We start from the raw sequence: 22675 nt of genomic DNA on the forward strand, positions 1-22675 counted from the left end.
GGGCCCGGGCGCCGTCCCGAGCACCGACCCCGCCCGCCCGGACGCCGGCCGCCCTGTGCCGCGCGCGCCCGGGGCGGTAGCGTCACACCTCGTGAACCCCGCGCCGGCCCCCGTCGTCCCGCGCGACCGCGCCGACCTCGCCCTCCTGCTCCTCGTCGTCACCGTCACGGCGACGGTGGTCGAGCTCGTGCGGTCGAGCGGCCCGCTGCTCGACCACGCGTTCTCCGCGGGGGTCGTCACCGTGGCCCTGACGGCCCTCGCGACGTACGCGGCGCCGGGGCTGCTCGTCGCGATGATCGCCGCGCGGCTCGAGCTCACCGGCCGCGTCGTGCTGCTCGCCGTCTCCGCGCTCGTCGTGGCGCGGCTCGTGCTCCAGGGGCTCGGCACGGCGATCGCCTCGGGCGCGGACCTCGGGCTCGTCCGGTACGGCGTGGGCCTGGCGACCGTCGCGCTCGGGATCGGCGTGCTCGTCCTCGTGGCGGGGTTCACGAGCGGCGTCCGCGCGGGCGCGGCCGACGGCCTCGCGCGGGGCCGCCTCGTGGCCCTGGGCGTCGTGCTCGGCGCGCTCCTCGCCGCGGCGCTGAGCGCGGTCTTGGGGACATGGGACGCCTACTGGCGGGCCGACGTCGGCGCGTGGGTCGTGACGGTCGCCGTCACGGGGGCGGCGCTCGCCTGCGCGTGGGTGCTGCGCGGGCGCGACGCCCTGCCGGGGTCGCGCGGGCTGTGGGTGCTCGGCCCGTTCGTCGCGCTCGCCGTGCAGGTGCTGGTCAACCCGGCGTTCGCGGCGGCGCAGACGGGGGTCGCGCTCCCGTTCGCGGTCGCCGGGCTCGCCGTCGCCGCGCTGCTCACGGCCTGGGCCGTCCCGCGCCCCGCGCGGTCCGGTCCCGGTGCGGTGTGGCTCCCGCCCGCGGTGCTCGTGGTGGGCGTCGCCGTCGTCCTGCTCGCGCGCCCCCGCGTCGACGGTCCGGGCGCGTGGGGCTGGGCGCTGCTGGCCCTGCTCGTGCTGCTGGTCCCGGTCGCGGGGCGCACCCTCGCCCTCGCGCTGACCCGCCCGGCGCTGCCGCTCACGTGGCTCCGGCTCGCCGGCGCCGCGAGCGCCGCGGGCCTCGGCGTCGCCGTCCCGCTGCTGGGCTACCAGCTCGAGTACGACGTGCCGCTGCCGTTCCCCCACACCCTGCTGCCCGTCGCGGCCGCGCTCGCGGTGGCCGTCCCCGCCGTGGTCGCGGGGAGGCGTGCGCACCGCGCCGCGCCGACCCCGGAGGACGAGCGGCCCGCCCCTCGGCAGCGCGGGCCGCTCGCGCTCGCCCTCGGGGGCGCGGTCGCGCTGCTCGCGCTCGTCGGCGTCACCCAGGTCCACGTGCCGACGACGACGTCCGCCGTCGCCGACTACCCGGTGGGCGACCTCCGGCTGCTGGACTGGAACCTGCACTACGGCGTGAGCGCCGACCCGTCGGTCCGGCTCGACGAGATGGCGGCGACGATCACGGAGTCCGGGGCCGACGTCGTGACGCTCCAGGAGGTGTCCCGCGGCTGGGTGCTCGGCGGGGGCGCCGACATGGCGACGTACCTCGCGCGCGCGACCGGCATGCGGGTCGTCTTCGCGCCCGCGGCCGACCGCCAGTTCGGCAACGCGATCCTCTGGGACCCGCTGCGGGGCGACCTGACCGACGTCGTGCGCCACGCCCTCCCCTACGGGGCCGGCCCCCAGGAGCGCTCGGCCCTCTCCGCGACGGTCGACGCCGCGGGCGTCCCGGTGCGCGTCACGTCGGTGCACGTGCAGCACCGGGAGGAGAACACCCCGACCCGCCTCGGCCAGCTCGACGCGCTCCTCGCCGCGGAGCCGGTCGAGGACGCGTACGTCCTGGCGGGCGACCTCAACGCGGAGCCCGGCTGGGACGAGATCGCCCTCCTCGAGGACGCCGGTCTCGAGAGCGGGCAGGACGTCGCGGGCGACCCCGCGGCGCTCACGTCGCCCGCCGTGGCCCCCGCGCACCGCATCGACTGGGTCCTGGGCTCCCCCGCGGTGACGTTCCGGTCGGTCGAGGTCCTCGACGTCACGACGTCCGACCACCGCCCGCTGCTCGCCGAGCTCCGAGCGCAGGACTGAGACCCGTCCCGGCCACCTCGGCCCGGGAGCCCGGCGCCCGCGGCCCGACCCGGGCGCGGGGCGGCGGGGTTAGGGTCGACGGGTGCGCATCGAGCTGACCGTGACCGAGGCCGTCGAGATCGCCCGCGCGACGGGCGGTCTGCCGCCGTACGTGCGGTCGGTCGCGAGCGAGGGCGACGACGTGCGGGTCGTCGTCGACCTGCGCGAGGTGCCCGACCCGCCGTCGGCCCTCCGGCTCGCGGCCCGGCTCGTCCCGGTCGTCCGCGCGACGCTGCGCGTGGAGTCCGTCGTCGCGGGCACCGCGGTGCTCGCGGTCGAGGCGAGCGCGGCCGGCCTGCCCGCCCACAAGCTCCTCGGCTTCGTCGAGGGGCCGCTGCAGGGCGCGCTGCGCTCGCACGGCCTGCCGCCCGAGGCCGTGCGCGTGCTGCCCGAGGCGCGCGTCGCGGTCGACGTGCAGGCGCTCCTGGGCGGCGTGCTCGAGCACACGTTCCCCGGCTTCCAGCTCACCGAGCTCGCGTGGTCGGACGGGAGCCTGCGTCTCGACGGACGGCTCTGACGTGCCGGACGCTCGTCCCCCGGCGCCCGTCCTCGTCCTGCTCGGTCCCGCGGCGACCGGCAAGTCGACGCTCGGCGCCCTCGTCGCGCAGCGGCTCGGGGTGCCGTTCGTCGACCTCGACGCCGTGGCCGACCGCTACTACCCCGAGGTCGGCTGGAGCGTCGAGCGCCTCGTCGAGCGCGTCGGCGTGGTGGGCCGCGTGGCGGCCGAGCGCGAGTGGGAGCCGGCCCGCGCGCACGCGACGGAGCGCGCGGTCGCGGAGCACCCGGGCTCGGTGCTGGCGCTCGGCGCGGGGCACGCGTCGTACACCGACCCCGCGCAGCTCGCCCGCGTCCGCGCCGCGCTCGCGTCCGTCCCCCACGTCGTCCTCGTGCTGCCGAGCACCGACCGCGAGCACGCGCTCGGCGTGCTGCGTGCCCGTTCCCTCGCCGCCAAGGGCACCGACTGGCGACCCGCGGGGCACGACTTCCTCGCCGAGTGGTTCGACGACCCGGGGACGCGGAGCCTCGCGCACCGCACGCTCGTCACGGGCACCGAGGACCCCGCCGCGAGCGCACGCCGGCTGGCCGCCGCGCTCGGCTGAGGCGCTCCGCCCGCCGGGACCGCCTGCGGGTGCGGGTGCTCAGTCCTCCCGGTGGTGCAGCATGCGCGCCACCTCGGCGATCGAGCCGCTGAGCGACGGGTAGACGGTGAAGGCCGACGCGACGTCGTCGACCGTGAGGCGGTGCGAGACCGCGAGCGTGATGGGGAACACGAGCTCGCTCGCGCGCGGCGCGACGACCACGCCGCCCAGCACGACCCCCGCCTCCGGGTGGGCGAACAGCTTGACGAAGCCGTCGCGCATCCCGAGCATCTTGGCGCGCGGGTTGCGCGCGAGCGGCAGGACGGTCGTGACGTACTTGCTGCTCTGCGCCTTGAGCTGCTCCTCGCTGTACCCGACGGTCGCGATCTCGGGCGCCGTGAAGATGTTCGCCGCGACGGTGCGCAGCTTGATCGGCACGACGGCGTCGCCGAGCGCGTGCGACATGGCGACGCGGCCCTGCATCGCCGCGACGGACGCGAGGGGCAGCACGCCGGTGCAGTCGCCCGCGGCGTAGATCCCGCGCACCGACGTGCGCGACACCTTGTCCACCTCGACGTGCCCGCTGGGCGTGAGCCGGACCCCGGCCTCCTCGAGGCCGATGCCGCTCGTCGAGGGGATCGCGCCGACGGCGATGAGCACGTGCGAGCCCTCGACGACGCGGCCGTCGGAGAGCGTGACGCGCACGCCGTCCTCGGTGCGCTCGGCGGACTCGGCGCGCGAGCGGGACATGACCGTCATGCCGCGCGAGCGGAACACGCCCTCGAGCAGCTCGGCGGCGTCGGCGTCCTCGCCGGGGAGCACGCGGTCGCGGCTCGACACGAGCACGACGTCCGAGCCCAGCGCGTTGTACGCGCCCGCGAACTCGGCGCCGGTGACGCCCGACCCCACGACGACGAGCCGTTCCGGGAGCTCGGAGAGGTTGTAGAGCTGCGTCCACGTGAGGATGCGCTCGCCGTCGGGCTGCGCGGTCGGGAGCACGCGCGGCGTCGCGCCGAGCGCGAGCAGGATGACGTCGGCGTCGAGCACGAGCGGGCCGTCGGTGCCGTCGGGCGCGTCGACCACGACGCGCTCGGGGCCGTCGAGCCGGCCCTCCCCGATGACGACGCGCACGCCCTCGCGCTCGAGCCGCGCGTGGATGTCGGCGGACTGCGCCGCCGCGAGCGCCATGACGCGCGTGTTCACGGCCTCGAGGTCGACGATGTGCCGCCGCATCGCGGGGTGCTGCGCCTTGGCCGTGTCGACGGGGAGGCGGATGCCGAGCTCGGCGGCGCGCTCGGCGATCGTCATCCAGTCGGCGGTGGCGATGAGCGTCTTCGAGGGGACGACGTCCGTCAGGACGGCCGCGCCACCGAGCCCGTGGCGCTCGACGACGGTGACGTCGGCGCCGAGGCGACGGGCGACGAGGGCGGCCTCGTAGCCGCCGGGCCCACCCCCCACGACGACGATGCGGGTGCTGTCCGGGGCGGTCGAGGAGTCCATGCTCACGTGCGTCACGCCGCACATTCTGTCAGGCCGTCGCGTCCCTCGGTGTCAGCATGCGAGACGTCGCGGCAGGTCCGGCGCGCCGCACGGGACGGCGGTGCTCGTCAGGTCGCGGGCCCGGGGACGGACTAGCCTTGCGACCATGACGACGACGCCTCCGAGCACACCCCCGCTCGACGATCCCGCGACCGACCCCTTCCTCGTGGCCCGGGCCGCGGCCGACCACATCGCGCAGGCCACCGGGGTCGAGGGCCACGACATGGCCCTCGTGCTGGGGTCGGGCTGGGGCGGCGCCGCGGAGCTGCTCGGCGAGGTCGTCGCGGAGGTCCCGACGCACGAGATCCCCGGCTTCTCCGCACCCGCGGTCGCGGGGCACCTCTCGGTGACGCGGTCCATCCGGGTCGAGCGCGCCGACGGCTCCGTGCGGCACGCCCTCGTGCTCGGCTCGCGCACGCACCTGTACGAGGGCAAGGGGGTGCGCGCCGTCGTGCACGGCGTGCGCACGGCCGCCGCGACCGGCGCGGAGACGCTCATCCTCACGAACGGCTGCGGCGGGCTCAACCAGGAGTGGGGCGCGGGCACGCCCGTCCTCCTCTCCGACCACATCAACCTCACGGCCCGCAGCCCGCTGGAGGGGCCGACGTTCGTCGACCTCACCGACGTGTACTCGCCGCGCCTGCGCGAGCTCGCGCACCGCGTCGACCCGACGCTGCCCGAGGGCGTGTACGCCCAGTTCCCCGGGCCGCACTACGAGACGCCCGCCGAGGTGCGGATGGCCGGGGTCCTCGGCGCCGACCTCGTGGGCATGTCCACGACGCTCGAGGCCATCGCGGCCCGGCACTGCGGCCTGGAGGTGCTCGGCGTCTCGCTCGTGACGAACCTCGCCGCCGGGATCAGCCCGACGCCGCTCTCCCACGCCGAGGTCATCGAGGCCGGCCAGGCCGCGGGACCCCGGATCAGCGCCCTCCTGGCCGACATCGCGAAGCTGGTGTGACATGACGGACCGCACTGCGGGGCACCGGGCCGACCCGGCCGACGACCCGACCTTCGACCCGGGGACCGACCACGCGGCGTTCCTCGCGCGCGTCACGGCGTGGATCAACGACGACGTCGACGCCGGCGACCAGGACGAGCTGCGCCGTCTGCTCGAGCTCGTCGACTCCCCCGACCCGCGCAAGCACGACGTCCGCGTGCGCGCGCTCGCCGACCTGCAGGACCGCTTCTCCGGTCCGCTCGAGTTCGGCACGGCGGGCCTGCGCGGGCGCATGGAGGCGGGGCCGCACCGCATGAACCGCGCGGTCGTGATCCGCGCGGCCGCGGGCCTGGGCGCCTACCTGCTCGACACCCTGGGCCCGGCGGGCGCGGGTGGCGCGGCGCGACCGCGCGTCGTCGTCGGGTTCGACGCGCGGCACCGCTCCCGCACGTTCGCGGTGGACAGCGCGGCCGTGCTCACGGCGGCGGGCCTCGACGTGCTCGTCCTGCCGTCGGCCCTGCCGACGCCCGTCCTCGCCTTCGCGGTGCGCCACCTCGGCGCCGACGCGGGCGTCATGGTGACCGCGAGCCACAACCCGCCCGCCGACAACGGGTACAAGGTCTACCTCGGCGGCCGTGTCGTCACCGACTCGGGCCAGGGCGCCCAGATCGTCCCGCCGTACGACGCGCACATCGCCGCCGCGATCGCGGCCGTCGGGCCGGCGCGGTCCGTCCCGCGCGCGTCGTCCGGGTGGACCGTGCTGGACCGCGAGGTCGTCGTCGCCTACGAGCGGTCGGTCCTCGCGCTGTCCGACGGCGCACGGCGCGACCTCAAGGTCGTCACCACGGCGCTGCACGGCGTGGGCGGCGAGACGGTCGCGCACGTCCTGCGCGACGCGGGCTTCACGACGGTCGTGCCGGTCGAGGAGCAGCTCGACCCGAACCCCGACTTCCCGTCCGTCGCGTTCCCCAACCCGGAGGAGCCGGGCGCGATGGACCTCGCGCTCGCCGTCGCGCAGGACGCGGCGGCCGACGTCGTGCTCGCCAACGACCCCGACGCCGATCGGTGCGCCGTCGCGGTGCTCGACCCGCGCGTCGGGACCTACCAGGGCGCGGAGACGGCCCGGTCGAACGGCTGGCGCATGCTGCACGGCGACGAGGTCGGCGCGCTCCTGGGCGACGACGTCGCGCGCCGCGTCGCCGCGTCCGGCGCCCCGGGGGGCGTGCTGGCCTGCTCGATCGTGTCGTCGCGCCTGCTGGGGAAGATCGCGGCCGCGCACGGGCTCGGCTTCGCGACGACGCTCACCGGGTTCAAGTGGATCTCGCGCGTCGACGGCCTCGTGTTCGGCTACGAGGAGGCGCTCGGCTACTGCGTCGACCCGGCCCACGTCCGGGACAAGGACGGCATCAGCGCGGCGCTGCTCGTCGCGCAGCTCGCGAACCGCCTCAAGGCCGAGGGGCGCTCGATCGTCGACGCGCTCGACGACCTGGCGCGCGCCCACGGCCTGCACGTGAGCGACCAGCTCTCCGCCCGGTTCGAGGACCTCGACCGCATCGGCGAGACGATGGCCCACCTGCGGGCCGCTCCCCCGCGCACCCTCGCGGGGGCCGGCGTCTCCGACGTCACCGACCTCTCCGCGGGCCTGGACGGGCTCCCGCCGACGGACGGCGTGCGGATCCTCACCGCGGACGGCACGCGCGTCATCGTGCGCCCGAGCGGCACGGAGCCGAAGGTCAAGTGCTACCTCGAGGTCGTGGTCCCGGTCGCCCCGGACGCCTCGCACGACGACCTCACCGCGGCCCGCGCCTTCGCCCGCGACCGCCTCGACCGCGTCAAGGCCGACATGACGCGCGCGCTCGGCCTCTGAGCCACCACGAGCCGGGGTCCCCGGTCGCCGGAACGTTCCGGCGACCGGGGACCCCGGCTCGTCACACCTGCGCGACGACGGTCACCGACGCCGTCACGACGCTCAGTAGCCCGCGTCCCCGGCGGAGGGGGCGTCCGCGCCGTCGAACCCCGCGAGGACGGCGGCGGTGCCGGACAGCCCGAGCCGCGTGGCGCCGTGCTCGATCATCGCGAGGGCGTCGGCGAGCGTGCGGACGCCGCCGGACGCCTTGACGCCCAGGCGACCGCCGACGGTCTCGGCCATGATCGAGACGGCGTGCGTGGAGGCACCACCCGCGGGGTGGAACCCGGTCGAGGTCTTGACGAAGTCCGCGCCCGCCGCCTCGGACGCACGGCACGCCTCGACGATCTCGTGGTCCGTGAGCGCGGCGGACTCGATGATGACCTTGAGGACCCTGTCGGCAGGGACGGCGGCGCGGACGGCCGCGACGTCGTCGCGCACCGCGTCCCAGGCGCCGGCCTTGGCCGCGCCGACGTCGATGACCATGTCGACCTCGTCGGCGCCGTCGCGGACGGACCGGGCCGCCTCGAACGCCTTGACGTCGCTGTGGTGCTTGCCCGACGGGAAGCCGCACACCGTCGCGACGAGCAGCCCGCGCTCGCGCGTGGTCGCCGGGTCCAGGGGCAGCATCGACGGGGAGACGCACACGGAGTAGACGCCCAGGCGGACGCCCTCCTCGACGAGCGCCGCGACGTCCGCGGGGGTGGCCTCGGGCTTGAGCAGCGTGTGGTCGACGAAGCGGGCCAGGCCGGCGGCGTCCAGGGGCTGCGTGCCGGTCGCGTCGCTCACAGCTGCGCTCCTTCGATCTGCTGGTAGCCGGGGAGGATGACGTCGTCGACGAGCGCACGACGCTCGTCGTGGTGCACGAACGCGCTCCATGCGGCGGTCATCGTGACGTCCGCGAGGTCGTCGATGGTCCAGCCGGCGTGCTCGACGAGGAGCGCCATCTCCTGGGTCATCGTCGTGCGCGACATGAGCCGGTTGTCGGTGTTGAGCGTGACCGCGAAGTCGAGCTCCTTGAGGCGCGTGATCGGGTGGTCCGCGATCGACGTCGCCGCCCCGGTCTGCACGTTCGACGACGGGCACAGCTCGAGCGGGACCTGGTGGTCGCGGACCCAGTGCGCGAGGAGGCCGAGCGCGGCCGTCCCGGGCTCGCCCTCGGCGCTGTGCGGGAACTCCGGGTCGAACGCGATGTCCTCGACGATGCGGACGCCGTGACCGATGCGGCTCGCCTGGCCGAGGTGCACGGCCTCGGCGATCGACTGCGGTCCCGCCGCTTCGCCCGCGTGGATCGTCACGGGGAAGTTCTGCTCGGCCAGGTAGCGCCAGATCTCGACGTGGCGCGAGGGCGGGAAGCCGTCCTCCGCGCCCGCGATGTCGAACCCGACGACGCCGTTCTCGCGGTTCGCGACCGCGAGGTCCGCGATCTCCGACCAGCGGTCGGCGTGCCGCATCGCGGTGACGAGCTGCCCGACGCGGATGGTCCGCCCCTCCGCGGCCGCCTCGGCGACGCCCTGCTCGATGCCGGACTGCACTGCGTCGACCGTCTCCTGGAGGGTGAGGCCGCGCTGGAGGTGCTGCTCGGGCGCCCAGCGCTGCTCGGCGTACACGACGCCGTCGCGCGCGAGGTCGAGCACCGCCTCGCGCGCCACGCGGGCGAGGGCGTCGCGCGTCTGCATGACGGCGATCGTGTGGTCGAACGTCTCGAGGTAGCGCACGAGCGACCCGGAGTCCGCGGACTCCGCGAACCAGGCGCCGAGCGCCTCGGCGTCGTCCGCGGGGAGCTGGTGCCCCACGTCGGCGGCGAGCTCGAGGATCGTGGCGGGGCGGAGCCCGCCGTCAAGATGGTCGTGCAGCACGACCTTGGGCAGCGCGCGGATGACGTCGACCGTCAGCGGGGCGTTCTCGGTGGTCATGCGCTCACGGTACCGGCCGGTACGCCCCGCCTCGCGCCGAGCGCACCGGCCGGGTGCGGACGGTCAGGCGTAGTCGTCGTCGCTGCCGGGCACGGCGGACGCCTGCTCGACGACGTCGGCCTCGGCGGCCTCGCCCTCCAGGTCGGGGCGCGGGGTCCGCGGCTGGTACTCGTCGACCTCGTGCACGGGGTCCTCGACCCCGGGGTCGTCGTCCTCGACCTCTTCCACCAGGCTGACGGCGTCCTCGCCCTGCTCGTCCAGACCGGCGTCCCGCCATGCGTCGTTCCCGGGCACGGTGCTCATCGCGACTCCTCCTCGACGATCGGCGTGCTCACCACGGTCGTGGCGGCTGCGCCCATCCTGCCGCCGGGCGCACGGCCTCGCCAGCGCGGCCGTCGGGCAGGAGCGCCCAGCACACGTGCGGCCAGCCCCCGAGCGCGTGGCGCACGGCGGGCACCCGGGCACCGTCGAGGAGCGCACCCGCCGCGACGGTGCGGAGCGTGCCCGACGACGGCTCGTAGACCCGGCACCACCTCGCCCCGGCGTCGGCGTCGGTGAGGAGCACGACGTGGCGCGGGACGGCGGTCGCGAGCCCGAGCGCGAGGTCTCCGCCGGTGAAGAGCGGCACGGGCACGCCGCGCGCCGCCGCGGCGAGCGCGGCGCGCACGACGCGCTCCGCGCCCGGCCCCGCGACGACCCGGTCCACGAACCGCACGTCCGCGTGGCGTGCGGTCCGGGCGGCGCCCCAGGGCGGCGTCCCGAGCGCCGCGGGCCACGGCAGCGGTCCCAGCGCGCGCCGGTTCGTGCGGCGCTTGAGCGCCTGCTGGAGCGTCCGGAACCGCTCGACGCCGCCCCGTGCGCGAGCGTCCTCCGGGTCGTGCCGCGCGGCGTCCCCCGGGCGCAGCCCGGTGGCGAGCCACAGGGCGAGCACCGGGTCGCCCGCCGCGGAGAGGAGGCCCAGGACGGCCGAGCCGCACGCCGTGCCGTCGGTCTGGCGCGCGGGCGCGCCCGCGATCTCCAGCGTCCGGACCGCGGGCCCCTCGTCGGGCCGGTCGAGCCGGCGCAGCGGGTCGACGACGGCACGCCGGTCCGCGGGCCGCAGCCCGTCGAGGGTCGTCGCGAGCGCACTCACGCGGTGCTCCGGGTGCCCCGCGCGGCGCGCGAGGTCGAGCACGTGGGAGGTCGCGGCGTCGGGCGCGTAGGCGCCGGGCGGCGGGGACGGCGGCAGGGTGCGCGCCGGGAGGAGGCGCGCGACGTCGGTCGCCCGCAGCGCCTCCGGCCCGCGCCTCACGCGGCACCGCCGAGAACCCGGTCGAACGCCCAGGCCGCGCCCACGAGGGCGAGCACGACGACGAGGCCGCCGACGCGCACGAGGAACGACCACGAGTGGAGCCGCCCGTCACGCGGGAGCCCGCCGGTCGGCGGGCGCAGCACCGCGGGGACGAGCGCGAGCACGGCCACCGCGACCGCCGCGCACACCGTGACCACGGAGCCGGAGCGCAGCCCGGCGGCGGCGAGCACGAGCGCACCGACCACGACCCCGAGCACCGTGCGCTGCCACGCGAGCGCCGTGCGCTCGGGCTGCAGCCCCTCGTCCTGCGGCGGCACGGCGCCGGGCTCCCCCGACGGCACGCTCACCCTCCGGTCGCCGCCCCGACGGCGTAGCCCGCGAGCAGCAGTGCCAGCACGACGACGCCGACGACGAGCACCGGCAGGCCGCTCGGCGCCGGGAGGCGCCACCGCAGCCGCAGGGCCCGCTCGTTACGGCGCCACGACACGAGCGCGTAGCCCGCGAACCCGGCGCCGGCGAGGCACGCGACGCCCGCGACGACGTCGAGCAGGCCCGCCATGCCCGCGAACGTCGCGAACGACGTCAGCGCGACGCCGCCCGCGACCAGGCCCAGCCCGGTGCGCACCCACGCGAGGGCCGTGCGCTCGTTGGCGAGGCTGAACCGCGCGTCGGGCTCGGTCCCCACGCCGTAGACCGACCGCGGCCGACGCGTGTCGGCCGGCTCGGGCGGGGCCTGCTCGTCGCCCGTCACGCTCAGTCGACGCGGTCCAGGACGACCGAGCCGCGCTCGACCACGGTGCCGGGCTCCGCGACGGACCACGCGCCGTCGAGGGCCTGCACCGCGCGCTCGAAGCGCTCCGGGGTGTCGGTGTGCAGGGTCATGAGGTGCTGGCCCTTGCGGACGGTGTCGCCGGGCTTGGCGAAGAGCTCGACGCCCGCGCCCGCCTGCACCGGGTCCTCCTTGCGGGCCCGGCCCGCCCCGAGGCGCCACGCGGCGACCCCGACGGCGTACGCGTCGAGCCGTTCGAGCACCCCGTCGCGGTCGGCCACGACGTGCTCGCGCTCGCGCGCGACGGGCAGCGGGGCGCGCGAGTCGCCGCCCTGCTCCGCGATCATCTCGCGCCACTTGTCGAGCGCGCGCCCGCCCAGGAGCGCGTGGCGCACGTCGTCCTCGTCCTGCGGGCGGCCCGCCCCGGCGAGCATCTCGAGCGCGAGCGCGACCGTGAGGTCGACGACGTCCTGCGGCCCCTCGCCCTTCATCACCTCGACGGACTCGCGCACCTCGAGCGCGTTGCCCGCGGTGAGGCCGAGCGGGGTCGACATGTCGGTGAGCAGCGCGACCGTGCGCACGCCGGCGTCGGTCCCGAGGTCGACCATCGTGCGCGCGAGCTCGCGCGCCGAGCCGAGCTCCTTCATGAACGCGCCCGAGCCGACCTTGACGTCGAGCACGAGCGCGCCCGTGCCCTCCGCGATCTTCTTGCTCATGATCGAGCTCGCGATGAGCGGGATCGACTCGACCGTGCCCGTGACGTCGCGCAGCGCGTATAGGAGGCGGTCGGCGGGCGCGAGGCCCGAGCCCGCCTGGCAGATCACGGCGCCGACGTGCTCGAGCGCGTTCATCATCTGCGCGTTGGTCAGCGCCGCTCGCCACCCCGGGATCGCCTCGAGCTTGTCGAGCGTGCCGCCCGTGTGGCCCAGGCCGCGGCCGGAGAGCTGCGGCACCGCGACGCCGTACACCGCGACGAGCGGCGCGAGGGGCAGCGTGATCTTGTCGCCGACTCCCCCGGTCGAGTGCTTGTCCGCCGTCGGGCGCGAGAGCCCCGAGAAGTCCATGCGCTCGCCCGACGCGATCATCGCCTGCGTCCAGCGGCCGATCTCGGCGCGGTCCATGCCGTTGAGGTAGATCGCCATCGCGAGGGCGGCCATCTGCTCCTCGGCCACGACGCCGCGCGTGTACGCGTCGATCACCCAGTCGATCTGCTCGGGCGCGAGCCGCGCCCCGTCGCGCTTGGTCCGGATGACGTCGACCGCGTCGAACGCCTCCGGGGCCGGCCCCTCGGTGGCGCGGTCCTCGCCGTCGTCCTCGATGCCGTCCTGCGTGGCCACGTCGTCGCTGGTCACGAGCGCTCCTCCAGATCCTCGGGCCCGAAGGCGTCGGGCAGCACGTCCCTCATCGTCTTGATACCACGCACCGTCTCGACCAGCAGGTCGGGCCCTCCGTGCTCCCACAGGAGCTGGCGGCACCGGCCGCACGGCATGAGCGGCGCGCCGTGCCGGTCGACGCACGCGAACGCCACGAGGCGGCCGCCGCCCGAGCCGACGAGCGAGCTCACGAGCGAGCACTCCGCGCACAGCGTCACGCCGTACGCGGCGTTCTCCACGTTGCAGCCGACGACGACGCGGCCGTCGTCCACGAGCGCGGCCGCACCCACGGGGAAGCCCGAGTACGGCGCGTAGGCGCGGGTCATGATGTCGCGCGCCGCGGTGCGCAGCGCGTCCCAGTCGACGGCCGGCCCGGCGGCGGACCCGTCCGGGTCCGTCCCCCGCCCGGCCGGGTACCGCCGTCGTGCACGTCCGTCATGCCGTCCTCACTTGACGTAGGGGATGCCCTCGGCGGCCGGCGGGCGCACGCGCCCGACGAGGCCGGCGACGGCGAAGATCGTCACGACGTACGGCGTCATGAGCATGATCTGGCTCGGGATCGGCGTCCCGACGATGCCGAGCACCGTCTGGAGGTTGTCCGAGAACCCGAACAGGAGCGCCGCGACGAGCGCGCCGACCGGGTTCCAGCGCCCGAGGATCATCGCGGCGAGCGCGATGAAGCCCTTGCCGCCCGTCATCTCCTTGCCGAAGGCGAGCCCCGCGGCGACGGTGAAGAACGCGCCGCCGAGGCCGGCGACCGCGCCGCCGAGGATCGTGTTGCGCACGCGCGTCGCGTTGACCTTGATGCCGACGGTGTCGGCGGCCTTCGGGTGCTCGCCGACCGCGCGCAGGCGCAGGCCCCAGCGGCTGCGGAACAGGAAGACCTGCAGCAGGATCACGACCACGTACATGAGGTACACGAGGAGGGTCTGGCGGAACAGCACCGGCCCGACGACCGGGATCTGCGACAGCACCGGGATCTCGATGACGGGCAGCGGGTTGCGCGAGTTCCACGTCGCCGGGTCCGCGCTGAGGACCGTCGAGTAGAGGTAGCTCGTCACGCCGACGACCAGCACGTTGAGTACGACGCCGACGATGATCTGGTTCACCCAGTACTTCACGGAGAAGATCACGAGCAGCACGCCCACGAGCGCGCCCGCGATCGGCGCGGCGATGAGGCCGGCGTACGCCGACGACGTGAGCGAGGCGACGACCGCGGCGAGGAAGGCCCCCGCGAGGAGCTGGCCCTCGATCGCGATGTTGATGATGCCGACGCGCTCGCACAGCACGCCGGAGAGCGCGCCGAACACGAGCGGGACCGCGAGGAAGAGCGAGCCCTGGAGCAGGCCCGTCAGCGGGATCGCCGACTTCCCGGCCCCGGCCCAGGAGAGGAACGCGAAGACGACCGCGACGCCGTACACGATCGGCAGCCACACGCCGACCTTGCGCCGGTCGCGCGCGGCCCAGAACGACAGGCCGGCGAGGAGCAGCGCGAGGATCGACAGGAACAGCGCCGCCCCGGTGGAGCTCACCGTGATCGGCTCGATCTGGAAGAAGTCCTTCGCCGTCGAGAGGCGGAACGTCGTCTGCTGGCCGCCCGCGGGGAGCAGCGCGAAGAAGACGAGGGCCAGCAGCCCGATGACCCCGTACGCGACCGGGGCCTTCCAGCTGATGGGCGGCAGCGGCTTGGCCGCGCGCTCCGGCGCGGCGGCCGGTGCCGGGGTGGTGGTCGCGGTGCTCATGCTCCGGCCTCCTGGGTGGTCGTCGTGGTCGGGACGGCCTTCGCGCGGCGGCGGGCTGCCTGCCGTTCGGCGCGCGTCGGGCCGCCCGGGGTCGGGAGGCGGAAGATCGCCCGCACGAGCGGCGGCGCGGCGATGAAGAGCACGATCAGCGACTGCACGACGAGGACGATGTCGATCGGCGTGCCCGTGCGGGCCTGCATGACGAACCCGCCCGCGCGCAGCGCGCCGAACAGCAGGCCGGCGAGCACCGTCCCGAGCGGACGGGACCGCCCGAGCAGCGCCACCGTGATCGCGTCGAACCCGAAGCTCGCCGCGACGCCCGCGGTGAGCACGTGCTCCGTGCCGAGCACCTGCGCGCTGCCCGCGAGGCCCGCGAGCGCGCCCGCGATGGCCATGACCCACACCGTCGTCCACGGGACCGACATGCCCGCGGTCCGGGCCGCGTGCGGGTTCTCTCCGACGGCGCGGAAGCGGAAGCCGAGCGTCGAGCGCTCCATGAGCCACCACACGCCGACCGCGACGAGCAGCGCGAGGACGAACCCCGCGTGGAGGCGGAAGCCCTCGCCCAGCAGCAGCGGGAACTGCGCGTTCCCCGGGATGCGCGGGCTGATCGGGTTGGAGCTGCCCGGCGCCTGGAACGGCTTCGTCGTGAGCAGGTACGCGACGAGGTAGATCGCGATGTTGTTGAGCATGATCGTGACGATCACCTCGTGGGCGCCCGTGCGGGCCTTGAGCACGCCCGCGATGCTCGCCCACAGGGCCCCGCCGAGCGCGGCGCCCAGCACGGCGAGCAGGAGGTGCAGCCCCGGCGGGAGCGCGAACGTCCAGCCGACGAACCCGGCGAAGATGCCGCCGAGGATGATCTGGCCCTGCGCACCGATGTTGAACAGGCCCGCGCGGAAGCCGATGCCGAGCCCGAGGCCCGCGAGGATGAGCGGCGTCGCGACCGTCATCGTCTCGGTGAGGGGGCGCAGCGCCCGCGAGACGTCGGGCGCGTCGACGTTGAGGACCGCGCCCTGGAAGAGCGCGGCGTACGCGCCGAACACCGCGTCCCAGACGGCCTGGAAGAAGTCCGATGGGCGCGCGAAGAAGTAGGACGCCGCCTCCTGGACCGCGGGGTCGGCCGCCGCGATGAGGACGCCGCCCAGGATCAGCGCGGCGACGATCGCGAGCAGCGAGACGAGCCAGCTGCTCTCGAGCATCTCGCGCAGGACGCCCTGCCCGGCGGGCGCCTCCGGCTTCTGCGGGTCGCTCGGCGGTGCGGCCGTCGGCGGGAGCGCCGACGCGTCGTCGGGCGTGGCCTGCTGGGTCACTGGATCTCCTCCTCGCGGGCGGCGGCCGCGTCCTGCGCGGCGCCCGACGGCGCGTCCTCGGCGACGGCGTCCGCCTCGCCGAGGGTCGTGTGGTGCTCGGCGGCCTGCACGACGGCCTCCTCGAGCGGGACCCCGGCCATCATGAGGCCGAGGACGTCGCGGTCGGTGTCGCCGGGCACGACCCCGACGACGCGGCCGCGGTACATGACGGCGATCCGGTCGGCGAGGGCGAGCACCTCGTCGAGCTCCGTCGACACGATGATCACGGGGGTGCCGTTGTCGCGCTCCTGCACGATGCGCCGGTGCACGAACTCGATCGAGCCGACGTCGAGGCCGCGCGTCGGCTGCGACGCGATGAACAGGCGCAGCGGGCGCGACATCTCGCGCGCGAGGACGACCTTCTGCTGGTTGCCGCCGGAGAGCGTGCCCGCCGGGGTCTCGACCGACTGGGTGCGCACGTCGAACTCGCCGATGCGCTGCTCGGCGTTCGCGCGGATCGTGCCGCGCGCGAGCGCGCCGCCGCGCGAGTAGGGCGCGGACGTCACGAGGTCGAGCACGAGGTTCTCCTCGACGGAGAACGTCCCGATGATCCCGTCGGTGCTGCGGTCCTCGGGCACGTAGCCCACGCCCGCCTCGAGCACCTGGGACACGCTGCGCCCCACGAGCTCCTTGCCGTCGAGCAGGATCGAGCCCGCGACCGGCTTGCGCAGCCCGACGATCGTCTCCGTGAGCTCGGTCTGGCCGTTGCCCTGGACCCCCGCGACGACGAGGATCTCGCCGCGCGCGACCTCCAGGCTCACGCGGTCGACGACGGCCGTGCCGGCGTCGTCCATGACCGTGAGCTCGTCGACGTGGAACGTGGTGTCACCGTTCTCCGCAGGCGCCTTGTCGACCCCGAGGGAGACGGAGCGCCCGACCATGAGGGACGCGAGCTCGGTCTCGCTCGCGCTCGGGTCGGCGGTGCCGACGACCTTGCCGCGGCGGATGACCGTGATGCGGTCGGCGACGGCGCGCACCTCGCGCAGCTTGTGCGTGATGAAGACGATCGACGTCCCCGCCGCCTTGAGCTCGCGCATGATCGCGATGAGCTCGTCCGTCTCCTGCGGCGTGAGGACGGCGGTCGGCTCGTCGAGGATGAGCACGCGCGCGTCGCGCGACAGGGCCTTGATGATCTCGACGCGCTGCTGCACGCCGACGGGGATGTCCTCGACCATCGCGTCCGGGTTCACCTCGAACCCGAACCGGTCCGAGATCTCCTGGACGAGGCGGCGCGCGCGCCGCGCGTCGATGAGACCCGCGCCCTTCACGGGCTCGTGCCCCAGCGCGACGTTCTCGGCGACCGTGAACACCGGGACCAGCATGAAGTGCTGGTGCACCATGCCGATGCCGGCGGCCATCGCGTCGCCCGGGCCCGCGAACTGCACGGGCACGTCGTCGACGAGGATCTGCCCGTCGTCCGGGTCGTACAGCCCGTACAGCACGTTCATGAGCGTGCTCTTGCCCGCCCCGTTCTCCCCGAGCAGGGCATGGATCTCGCCGGGCTCGATGACCAGGTCGATGTGGTCGTTGGCGACCAGGGACCCGAAGACCTTCGTGATCCCTCGCAGCTCCAGCTTCACCGGTCTGCCTCTCCTCGTGCTTCGCAGTCGTACCGCGGTGTCGACCTCGATCCCGTCGAGGTACTCCATCGAACCGCACCCGCGGGAGCGCGGCGCGTCGTCGCGGCCCCGACGACACCGTCGTCGTCATGACGGTGGCCCGGGCGCTGGGCCCGGGCCACCGGTGCCGGTCGCCCGTGGGCGGCCGGCGGGTTCAGCGTCGCGTCACGGCGCGTTCGGCGACTCGACGACGAGGTCGCCCGCGATGATCTGCTCCTGGTACTGGGCGATCTGGTCCTGCAGCTCGGCCGGGACCGCGTCCTCGAAGTCGTGGAACGGCGCCAGGCCGACGCCCTCGTTCTCGAGCGTGCCGACGTACGGCTCGCTCGTGAAGTTGCCGTCCGCCGACTCGCTCACGGTGTCGAAGACCGCCGGGCCGATCTGCTTCATCACGGACGTGAGGATGATGCTCCCGTAGTCCGTCGTGAGGAAGCCGTCCGAGTCGACCCAGATGATCTTCGCGCCACCGCTCTCGGCCGCCGCGGCGGCACCGAGGCCCACCGGGCCGGCCACGGGCATGATGATGTCCGCGCCCTGGTCGATGAAGCCCTGCGTGACGTTCTGGCCGTTCGCCTGGTTGTCGAAGTCGCCGGTGAACGTGCCGGTCTGCGCTTCCTTGTCCCAGCCGAGGACCTTGACGTCGGTGCCGTTGTCCTCGTTGTACTGCGCGACGCCGTCGGCGTAGCCGTCCATGAAGATGGCGACCGACGGGATCTGGATGCCGCCGAACGTGGCGACCGTGCCCGTCTCGGTCATGCCCGCCGCGAGGTAGCCGGCGAGGAACGCCGCCTCCGCGGTGTTGAACAGGATCGGCTTCGCGTTGTCGATCTCGACCGACTCCGGCGGGTCGTCCGCCGTGGCGCCCGGGTTGCTGAACGCCGAGTCGATGAGGGCGAAGTGCACGTCCGTGTTGGCCTCGGCCGCCGACTGGATCGGGTCCTCGAGGAGGAAGCCCACACCGATGATGAGGTTGCAGCCCTGCTGGACGAGGCTGTCGATGTTCGGGCCGTAGTCGGTGTCCGCCTGGGACTCGACCTCGTGCGTCGTGATGCCGAGCTCCGTCTTGGCCTTCTCGAGGCCCTCGTAGCCCGACTGGTTGAAGGACTGGTCGTCGAACCCGCCGGCGTCGGAGACCATGCACGCGGAGAAGTCGGAGTTGCCGCCCGCGGTGCTGTCGCCGCCGCCGCTCGTCTCGTCGTCCTCGGGCGCGGCGCCGCACGCGGCCAGCGCGAGCGCGGCGACCGCCGCGAGGGCGGTGACCTGAGTCGCTCTCTTCACCTGATAGCTCCTGTCGTTCTCGTAGCAGTGCCGCGCAGGGAAGGACCCCTGGGCCCTCCCGAGCACCGTTGCACGGGAGGACCGGTCCGTCGGCCTCTATAGGACCGAAGACTAATCAGCCCGAGGGGTCCAGCACGTTACTTGCCGGTAACGCGGGCGCTTCGTTATGCAAGCGTCACTTTGCGTCTGAGGCGTGACACACCCCTGTCCACGGGTCGGGACCGGTTCACCCGTCCTGGCCCGCAGCGACGCGCGCGAGGAGCCGCATGCCCAGGCCGATCGCGCGCTCGTCCACCTGGAGGTCGCCCTGGTGGATGTCGTAGCTGCGCCCGCCCGGCGTCCGCGTGCCGAGGCGGGCCATCGCCCCGGGCACCTTCGTGAGGTACCAGGCGAAGTCCTCGCCCCCGAGCGACTGCTCGGTGAGCACGACGCTGTCCGGGCCCAGGACGTCGCGCGCGGCAGCCTCGAGCAGGCCGGTGCAGCGCTCGTCGTTCTCGACGGGCGGGACGCCGCGCGTGTGGTGCACGGTCACCTCGACCTCGTACGGCGCGACGACCTGCTCCACCGCGTCGTGCAGCACCTGCCCCGCGAACTCCCACGCGCGCACGTCGAGGCAGCGCAGGGTGCCGCGGACCGTGCCGGTGCTCGGGATGGCGTTGTGCGCGGAGCCCGCGTGGACGGCGCCCCACGTGAGGTTGACGCCCGAGCGCGGGTCCAGCCGACGGCCGAGCACCGCGGGGACCTGCGTGATGACCTGGCCCAGCGCGTACACCACGTCGCCGGTCAGGTGCGGTCGCGACGTGTGGCCGCCCGGGGAGGCGATCGTCACGGAGACCTCGTCGGACGCCGACGTGATCGGGCCGATCCGCGTGCCGATGCGACCCACGTCGACCTTCGGGTCGCAGTGCACGGCGTAGATCTCGTCGACCCCGTCCATCGCCCCGGCCGCGAGGACGTCGAGCGACCCGCCCGGCTGGACCTCCTCGGCGGGCTGGAGCACGAGTCGCACGCCGCGGCGCAGCACGCCCTGCGCGTGCAGGTCCGCGAGCACGAGCCCGGCACCGAGCACGACGGCCGTGTGCACGTCGTGGCCGCACGCGTGCGCGACGCCCGGCACGGTCGACGCCCACGGGAGGCCGCAGCGGTCCTGCAGCGGCAGCGCGTCGATGTCCGCGCGCAGCGCGACGCGGCCCTCCGGGACGGCCGCGCCGTCGGGCACGCCCGCGGTGGTCGCGCCCGGCTCCGGGCCGACGTCGCACACGAGCCCCGTGCCCGGCAGGAGCCGCGGCTCGAGGCCCGCGGCGCGCAGGCGGTCGGCGAGCAGCGCCGTGGTGCGCGTCTCGGCGCGCGAGACCTCGGGGTGGGCGTGGATGTCGCGGCGGATCGCCACGACCTCGTCCACGTGGCGCGCGACGGCGGCCCCGATGCGGGCGGCGAGGGTCACGTCGGCGCTCACAGGAGCTCGTCCATCCCGAGCTCGCGCACCGTGTCGACCATCGACCTCACCTGCTGCGCGCGCGCCCGCGTCGTGACGAGGAGCGCGTCGGGGGTGTCGACCACGACGACGTCGTCGAGACCGAGGACCGTCACGACGCGGTCGCTCGCGGGCACGACGACCGAGCCCGCGCTCTCGCGGCGCACGACGCGCCCCGTGTCGCCGAGCACCTTGGAGCCCGCCCCGTCGACGGACGGGAGGAGGGCGGCCAGGGAGTTGAAGTCGCCCACGTCGTCCCACCCGAACGTGCCGGGGACGACGGCGACGCCCCCGACCGCGGCGACCGGCTCGGCCACCGCGTGGTCGATCGCGATCCGCTCGAGCGCCGGCCACCGCTCCGCGAGCACGCGGTCGCGGTCGGGGCCGTCCCACGCGGCCGCGATCGCGCGCAGGCCGTCGTGCAGCTCGGGGCGCTGGTCCGCGAGGTGCCCGAGGAGCACGGACGAGCGCACGATGAACATGCCGGCGTTCCACCGGTACTCCCCGGACGCGAGGTAGCGCTGCGCGGTCGCGGCGTCCGGCTTCTCCGTGAAGCCGCGCACGTGCTGCGCGGTCGGCGCCCCCGCGACGCCGAGCGGGGCGCCGCTGTGCACGTACCCGAACGCCGTCGACGGCCGCGACGCCGCGATGCCGATCGTCACGACGTACCCGGCGCGCGCCGCCTCCACCGCCTCGCGCACCGAGGACTCGAAGGCGGCACGACCCGTGATCACCTGGTCCGCGGCGAACGACCCGACGACGACGTCGCCGTGCCGCGCCTCGAGCACCGCCGCGGCGAGCCCGATGGCCGCCATCGAGTCCCGGGGCGACGGCTCCGCGAGCACGTTCTCGGCCGGCAGGCCCGGGAGCTGCGTGCGCGCCGCCGCGACGTGCCGGTCGCCCGTGACGAGCACGACGCCCTGCTCCCCCGCGAGCGGCACGAGCCGGTCGACCGTCGCCTGGAGCAGGGAGCGCCCCGAGCCGGTGAGGTCGAGCAGGAACTTCGGGGAGCCCGCCCGCGAGAGCGGCCACAGCCGGGTGCCGGCGCCTCCCGCGGGGACGACGGCGAAGAAGCCGGGGATCGGCGACCCGGACGGGCCGGAGGAGTCGTGCGGCGAAGAGGCCATGAGGGCCAGCATAGTGAGGGCCGCAGTTCCCCCGCGGGCTGTGGGATCAGTCACAAACCCACGGCAGGGGGCCGTTCCGCCGCCCCCGGCGGTCCGCATCATGACGTCGATGTCACTATGGTGGAAGCCCTGAGACCGATGCCGACGACGGTCCCGGGGTCCGGACTGAGGGAGTTCCGGACCACGGCCGGAACGTGACATCTCCCCCTGATCTCGCCACAGGAGGCCCCCAAAGTGCCCAGTGCACCAGCCGGCACGCTCTACCGCGGCCGCGAAGGCATGTGGTCGTGGGTCGCGCACCGCGTGACCGGCGTGCTCATCTTCTTCTTCCTGCTCGTGCACGTGCTCGACACGGCGCTCGTGCGGGTCTCGCCCGAGGCGTACAACGCCGTCATCGGGACGTACCAGACGCCGATCATGGGCGTCGGTGAGGCGGGCCTGGTCGCGGCCATCGTCTTCCACGCCTTCAACGGCATCCGCATCATCCTGGTCGACTTCTGGTCCAAGGGCCCGCGGTACCAGCGCACGATGCTCTGGGTCGTCGTCGGCCTGTTCGTCGTGACGATGGCCGGGTTCCTGCCGCGCCACCTGATGAACGTCTTCGGAGGGGGGCACTGATGGCCGCCGCACCCACGGTCGAGGTCGCGAGCCCGCGCGACCCGTACAAGCGCCGCAAGGCCACGCGCAGCAACTACGAGCTGTACAGCTGGATCTTCATGCGCGCCTCCGGCGTCGTGCTGATCGTCCTCATCTTCGGGCACCTGTTCGTCAACCTCATGGTCGGCGAGGGCGTGCACGCGATCGACTTCGGCTTCGTCGCCGGCAAGTGGGCCTCGCCGTTCTGGCAGATCTGGGACCTGCTCATGCTGTGGCTCGCCATGTTCCACGGCACCAACGGCGTCCGCACGATCATCAACGACTACGCCGAGCGTGACGGCACTCGCCTCGTCCTCAAGCTCGCGCTGTACCTCGCCTTCACGATCGTCACGGTCCTCGGCACGCTCGTGATCTTCACGTTCGAGCCCTGCCCCGCGAACGCCCCGGCCGAGCTGCTCGCGTCGTTCTGCACGGCCTGAGCACCGCACCACCGCACGCCCCCGTCTTCCTCTCGCTCCACCCGGCTCTCT

The 22675-nt window shown here is 74.8% G+C and carries 22 protein-coding genes; 7 read left to right on the forward strand and 15 right to left on the reverse strand.

Going from position 1 to position 22675, the window contains the following annotated elements; genetic code table 11:
• Window positions 1–91: 91 nt before the first annotated feature.
• From B8281_RS16140 to B8281_RS16150, 3 genes are all read left to right on the forward strand, one after another.
• Window positions 92–2107, forward strand: coding sequence for an endonuclease/exonuclease/phosphatase family protein (locus tag B8281_RS16140; protein ID WP_085388246.1), 2016 nt, complete (start codon window positions 92–94; stop codon window positions 2105–2107).
• Window positions 2108–2189: 82 nt separating this feature from the next.
• A complete protein-coding gene (locus B8281_RS16145) occupies window positions 2190–2663 on the forward strand; it encodes a hypothetical protein (RefSeq protein WP_085388247.1) in 474 nt (157 codons plus the stop codon).
• Window position 2664: 1 nt separating this feature from the next.
• The gene (locus tag B8281_RS16150) at window positions 2665–3246 is read left to right on the forward strand and encodes a shikimate kinase (protein ID WP_085388248.1); all 582 of its coding nucleotides are present in this window, start codon (window positions 2665–2667) and stop codon (window positions 3244–3246) included.
• A gap of 39 nt (window positions 3247–3285) precedes the next feature.
• On the opposite strand, the gene B8281_RS16155 is transcribed toward B8281_RS16150, so the two are convergent.
• A complete protein-coding gene (locus B8281_RS16155; protein WP_043651301.1) occupies window positions 3286–4749 on the reverse strand; it encodes an NAD(P)H-quinone dehydrogenase in 1464 nt (487 codons plus the stop codon).
• Window positions 4750–4870: 121 nt separating this feature from the next.
• Between B8281_RS16155 and B8281_RS16160 the strand changes: the two genes are divergently transcribed.
• Both B8281_RS16160 and B8281_RS16165 read left to right on the forward strand, forming a co-directional pair.
• Window positions 4871–5722 carry a purine-nucleoside phosphorylase gene (locus B8281_RS16160; RefSeq protein ID WP_043651298.1) on the forward strand — a complete coding sequence of 284 codons (852 nt, stop codon included), beginning with the start codon at window positions 4871–4873 and terminating at the stop codon, window positions 5720–5722.
• A 1-nt stretch (window position 5723) separates the two neighbouring features.
• Window positions 5724–7568 (forward strand): phospho-sugar mutase, encoded by a 1845-nt coding sequence (locus B8281_RS16165; RefSeq protein ID WP_085388249.1) that lies wholly within the window; start codon window positions 5724–5726, stop codon window positions 7566–7568.
• A gap of 102 nt (window positions 7569–7670) precedes the next feature.
• Here B8281_RS16165 and deoC read toward each other — a convergent pair whose 3' ends face one another.
• The 14 genes from deoC to B8281_RS16235 form a co-directional block, all read right to left on the reverse strand.
• Window positions 7671–8396 (reverse strand): deoxyribose-phosphate aldolase, encoded by a 726-nt coding sequence (gene deoC / locus B8281_RS16170; RefSeq protein WP_232322596.1) that lies wholly within the window; start codon window positions 8394–8396, stop codon window positions 7671–7673.
• Entirely contained in the window at window positions 8393–9523 is a 1131-nt protein-coding gene (locus B8281_RS16175) for an adenosine deaminase (RefSeq protein ID WP_085388251.1), read from the reverse strand. The genes deoC and B8281_RS16175 overlap by 4 nt, the downstream gene beginning before the upstream one ends.
• 63 nt (window positions 9524–9586) lie before the next feature.
• A complete protein-coding gene (locus tag B8281_RS16180; protein ID WP_009863298.1) occupies window positions 9587–9826 on the reverse strand; it encodes a hypothetical protein in 240 nt (79 codons plus the stop codon).
• Between the two features lie 28 nt (window positions 9827–9854).
• Entirely contained in the window at window positions 9855–10814 is a 960-nt protein-coding gene (locus B8281_RS16185) for a hypothetical protein (protein WP_085388252.1), read from the reverse strand.
• Window positions 10811–11155 carry a DUF202 domain-containing protein gene (locus B8281_RS16190; protein WP_157446660.1) on the reverse strand — a complete coding sequence of 115 codons (345 nt, stop codon included), beginning with the start codon at window positions 11153–11155 and terminating at the stop codon, window positions 10811–10813. The genes B8281_RS16185 and B8281_RS16190 overlap by 4 nt, the downstream gene beginning before the upstream one ends.
• A gap of 2 nt (window positions 11156–11157) precedes the next feature.
• Window positions 11158–11565: a YidH family protein gene (locus tag B8281_RS16195; RefSeq protein ID WP_034651145.1), complete on the reverse strand. Its 408-nt coding sequence runs from the start codon at window positions 11563–11565 to the stop codon at window positions 11158–11160.
• 2 nt (window positions 11566–11567) lie between these two features.
• Window positions 11568–12902: a thymidine phosphorylase gene (locus B8281_RS16200; RefSeq protein ID WP_085388819.1), complete on the reverse strand. Its 1335-nt coding sequence runs from the start codon at window positions 12900–12902 to the stop codon at window positions 11568–11570.
• A gap of 29 nt (window positions 12903–12931) precedes the next feature.
• Window positions 12932–13282 carry a cytidine deaminase gene (locus B8281_RS16205; RefSeq protein ID WP_044144426.1) on the reverse strand — a complete coding sequence of 117 codons (351 nt, stop codon included), beginning with the start codon at window positions 13280–13282 and terminating at the stop codon, window positions 12932–12934.
• 120 nt (window positions 13283–13402) lie between these two features.
• A complete protein-coding gene (locus B8281_RS16210; RefSeq protein ID WP_034651148.1) occupies window positions 13403–14698 on the reverse strand; it encodes an ABC transporter permease in 1296 nt (431 codons plus the stop codon).
• Window positions 14695–16011, reverse strand: a complete 1317-nt coding sequence (locus tag B8281_RS16215; protein WP_076405246.1) for an ABC transporter permease — start codon at window positions 16009–16011, stop codon at window positions 14695–14697. Before B8281_RS16215 ends, B8281_RS16210 begins: the two co-directional genes overlap by 4 nt.
• Window positions 16008–17630, reverse strand: coding sequence for an ABC transporter ATP-binding protein (locus B8281_RS16220; protein ID WP_051027470.1), 1623 nt, complete (start codon window positions 17628–17630; stop codon window positions 16008–16010). The genes B8281_RS16215 and B8281_RS16220 overlap by 4 nt, the downstream gene beginning before the upstream one ends.
• Window positions 17631–17834: 204 nt before the next feature.
• The gene (locus B8281_RS16225; RefSeq protein ID WP_034651151.1) at window positions 17835–18947 is read right to left on the reverse strand and encodes a BMP family protein; all 1113 of its coding nucleotides are present in this window, start codon (window positions 18945–18947) and stop codon (window positions 17835–17837) included.
• Window positions 18948–19173: 226 nt separating this feature from the next.
• Window positions 19174–20403: an amidohydrolase gene (locus B8281_RS16230; protein WP_034651153.1), complete on the reverse strand. Its 1230-nt coding sequence runs from the start codon at window positions 20401–20403 to the stop codon at window positions 19174–19176.
• Window positions 20400–21548, reverse strand: coding sequence for a mannose-1-phosphate guanylyltransferase (locus B8281_RS16235; protein WP_043651340.1), 1149 nt, complete (start codon window positions 21546–21548; stop codon window positions 20400–20402). Before B8281_RS16235 ends, B8281_RS16230 begins: the two co-directional genes overlap by 4 nt.
• 279 nt (window positions 21549–21827) lie before the next feature.
• Here B8281_RS16235 and sdhC point away from each other — a divergent pair, with 279 nt between their 5' ends.
• Window positions 21828–22166: a succinate dehydrogenase, cytochrome b556 subunit gene (gene sdhC / locus B8281_RS16240; RefSeq protein ID WP_369824977.1), complete on the forward strand. Its 339-nt coding sequence runs from the start codon at window positions 21828–21830 to the stop codon at window positions 22164–22166.
• Window positions 22166–22624 (forward strand): succinate dehydrogenase hydrophobic membrane anchor subunit, encoded by a 459-nt coding sequence (locus B8281_RS16245; protein WP_021481378.1) that lies wholly within the window; start codon window positions 22166–22168, stop codon window positions 22622–22624. The genes sdhC and B8281_RS16245 overlap by 1 nt, the downstream gene beginning before the upstream one ends.
• The last annotated feature ends 51 nt before the right edge of the window (window positions 22625–22675 follow it).

Origin of the sequence: Cellulosimicrobium sp. TH-20, assembly GCF_002105775.1 — a bacterium.
In the GTDB taxonomy this organism is placed as follows: domain Bacteria; phylum Actinomycetota; class Actinomycetes; order Actinomycetales; family Cellulomonadaceae; genus Cellulosimicrobium; species Cellulosimicrobium funkei.

Coding starts and splice junctions, on each gene's coding strand:
- B8281_RS16155 (WP_043651301.1), bottom strand. CDS start 4,749: ATGTGCGGCGTGACGCACGTGAGCATGGACTCCTCGACCGCCCCGGAC.
- B8281_RS16160 (WP_043651298.1), top strand. CDS start 4,871: ATGACGACGACGCCTCCGAGCACACCCCCGCTCGACGATCCCGCGACC.
- B8281_RS16165 (WP_085388249.1), top strand. CDS start 5,724: ATGACGGACCGCACTGCGGGGCACCGGGCCGACCCGGCCGACGACCCG.
- B8281_RS16175 (WP_085388251.1), bottom strand. CDS start 9,523: ATGACCACCGAGAACGCCCCGCTGACGGTCGACGTCATCCGCGCGCTG.
- B8281_RS16180 (WP_009863298.1), bottom strand. CDS start 9,826: ATGAGCACCGTGCCCGGGAACGACGCATGGCGGGACGCCGGTCTGGAC.
- B8281_RS16205 (WP_044144426.1), bottom strand. CDS start 13,282: ATGACCCGCGCCTACGCGCCGTACTCGGGCTTCCCCGTGGGTGCGGCC.
- B8281_RS16210 (WP_034651148.1), bottom strand. CDS start 14,698: ATGAGCACCGCGACCACCACCCCGGCACCGGCCGCCGCGCCGGAGCGC.
- B8281_RS16235 (WP_043651340.1), bottom strand. CDS start 21,548: ATGGCCTCTTCGCCGCACGACTCCTCCGGCCCGTCCGGGTCGCCGATC.
- sdhC (WP_369824977.1), top strand. CDS start 21,828: ATGTGGTCGTGGGTCGCGCACCGCGTGACCGGCGTGCTCATCTTCTTC.
- B8281_RS16245 (WP_021481378.1), top strand. CDS start 22,166: ATGGCCGCCGCACCCACGGTCGAGGTCGCGAGCCCGCGCGACCCGTAC.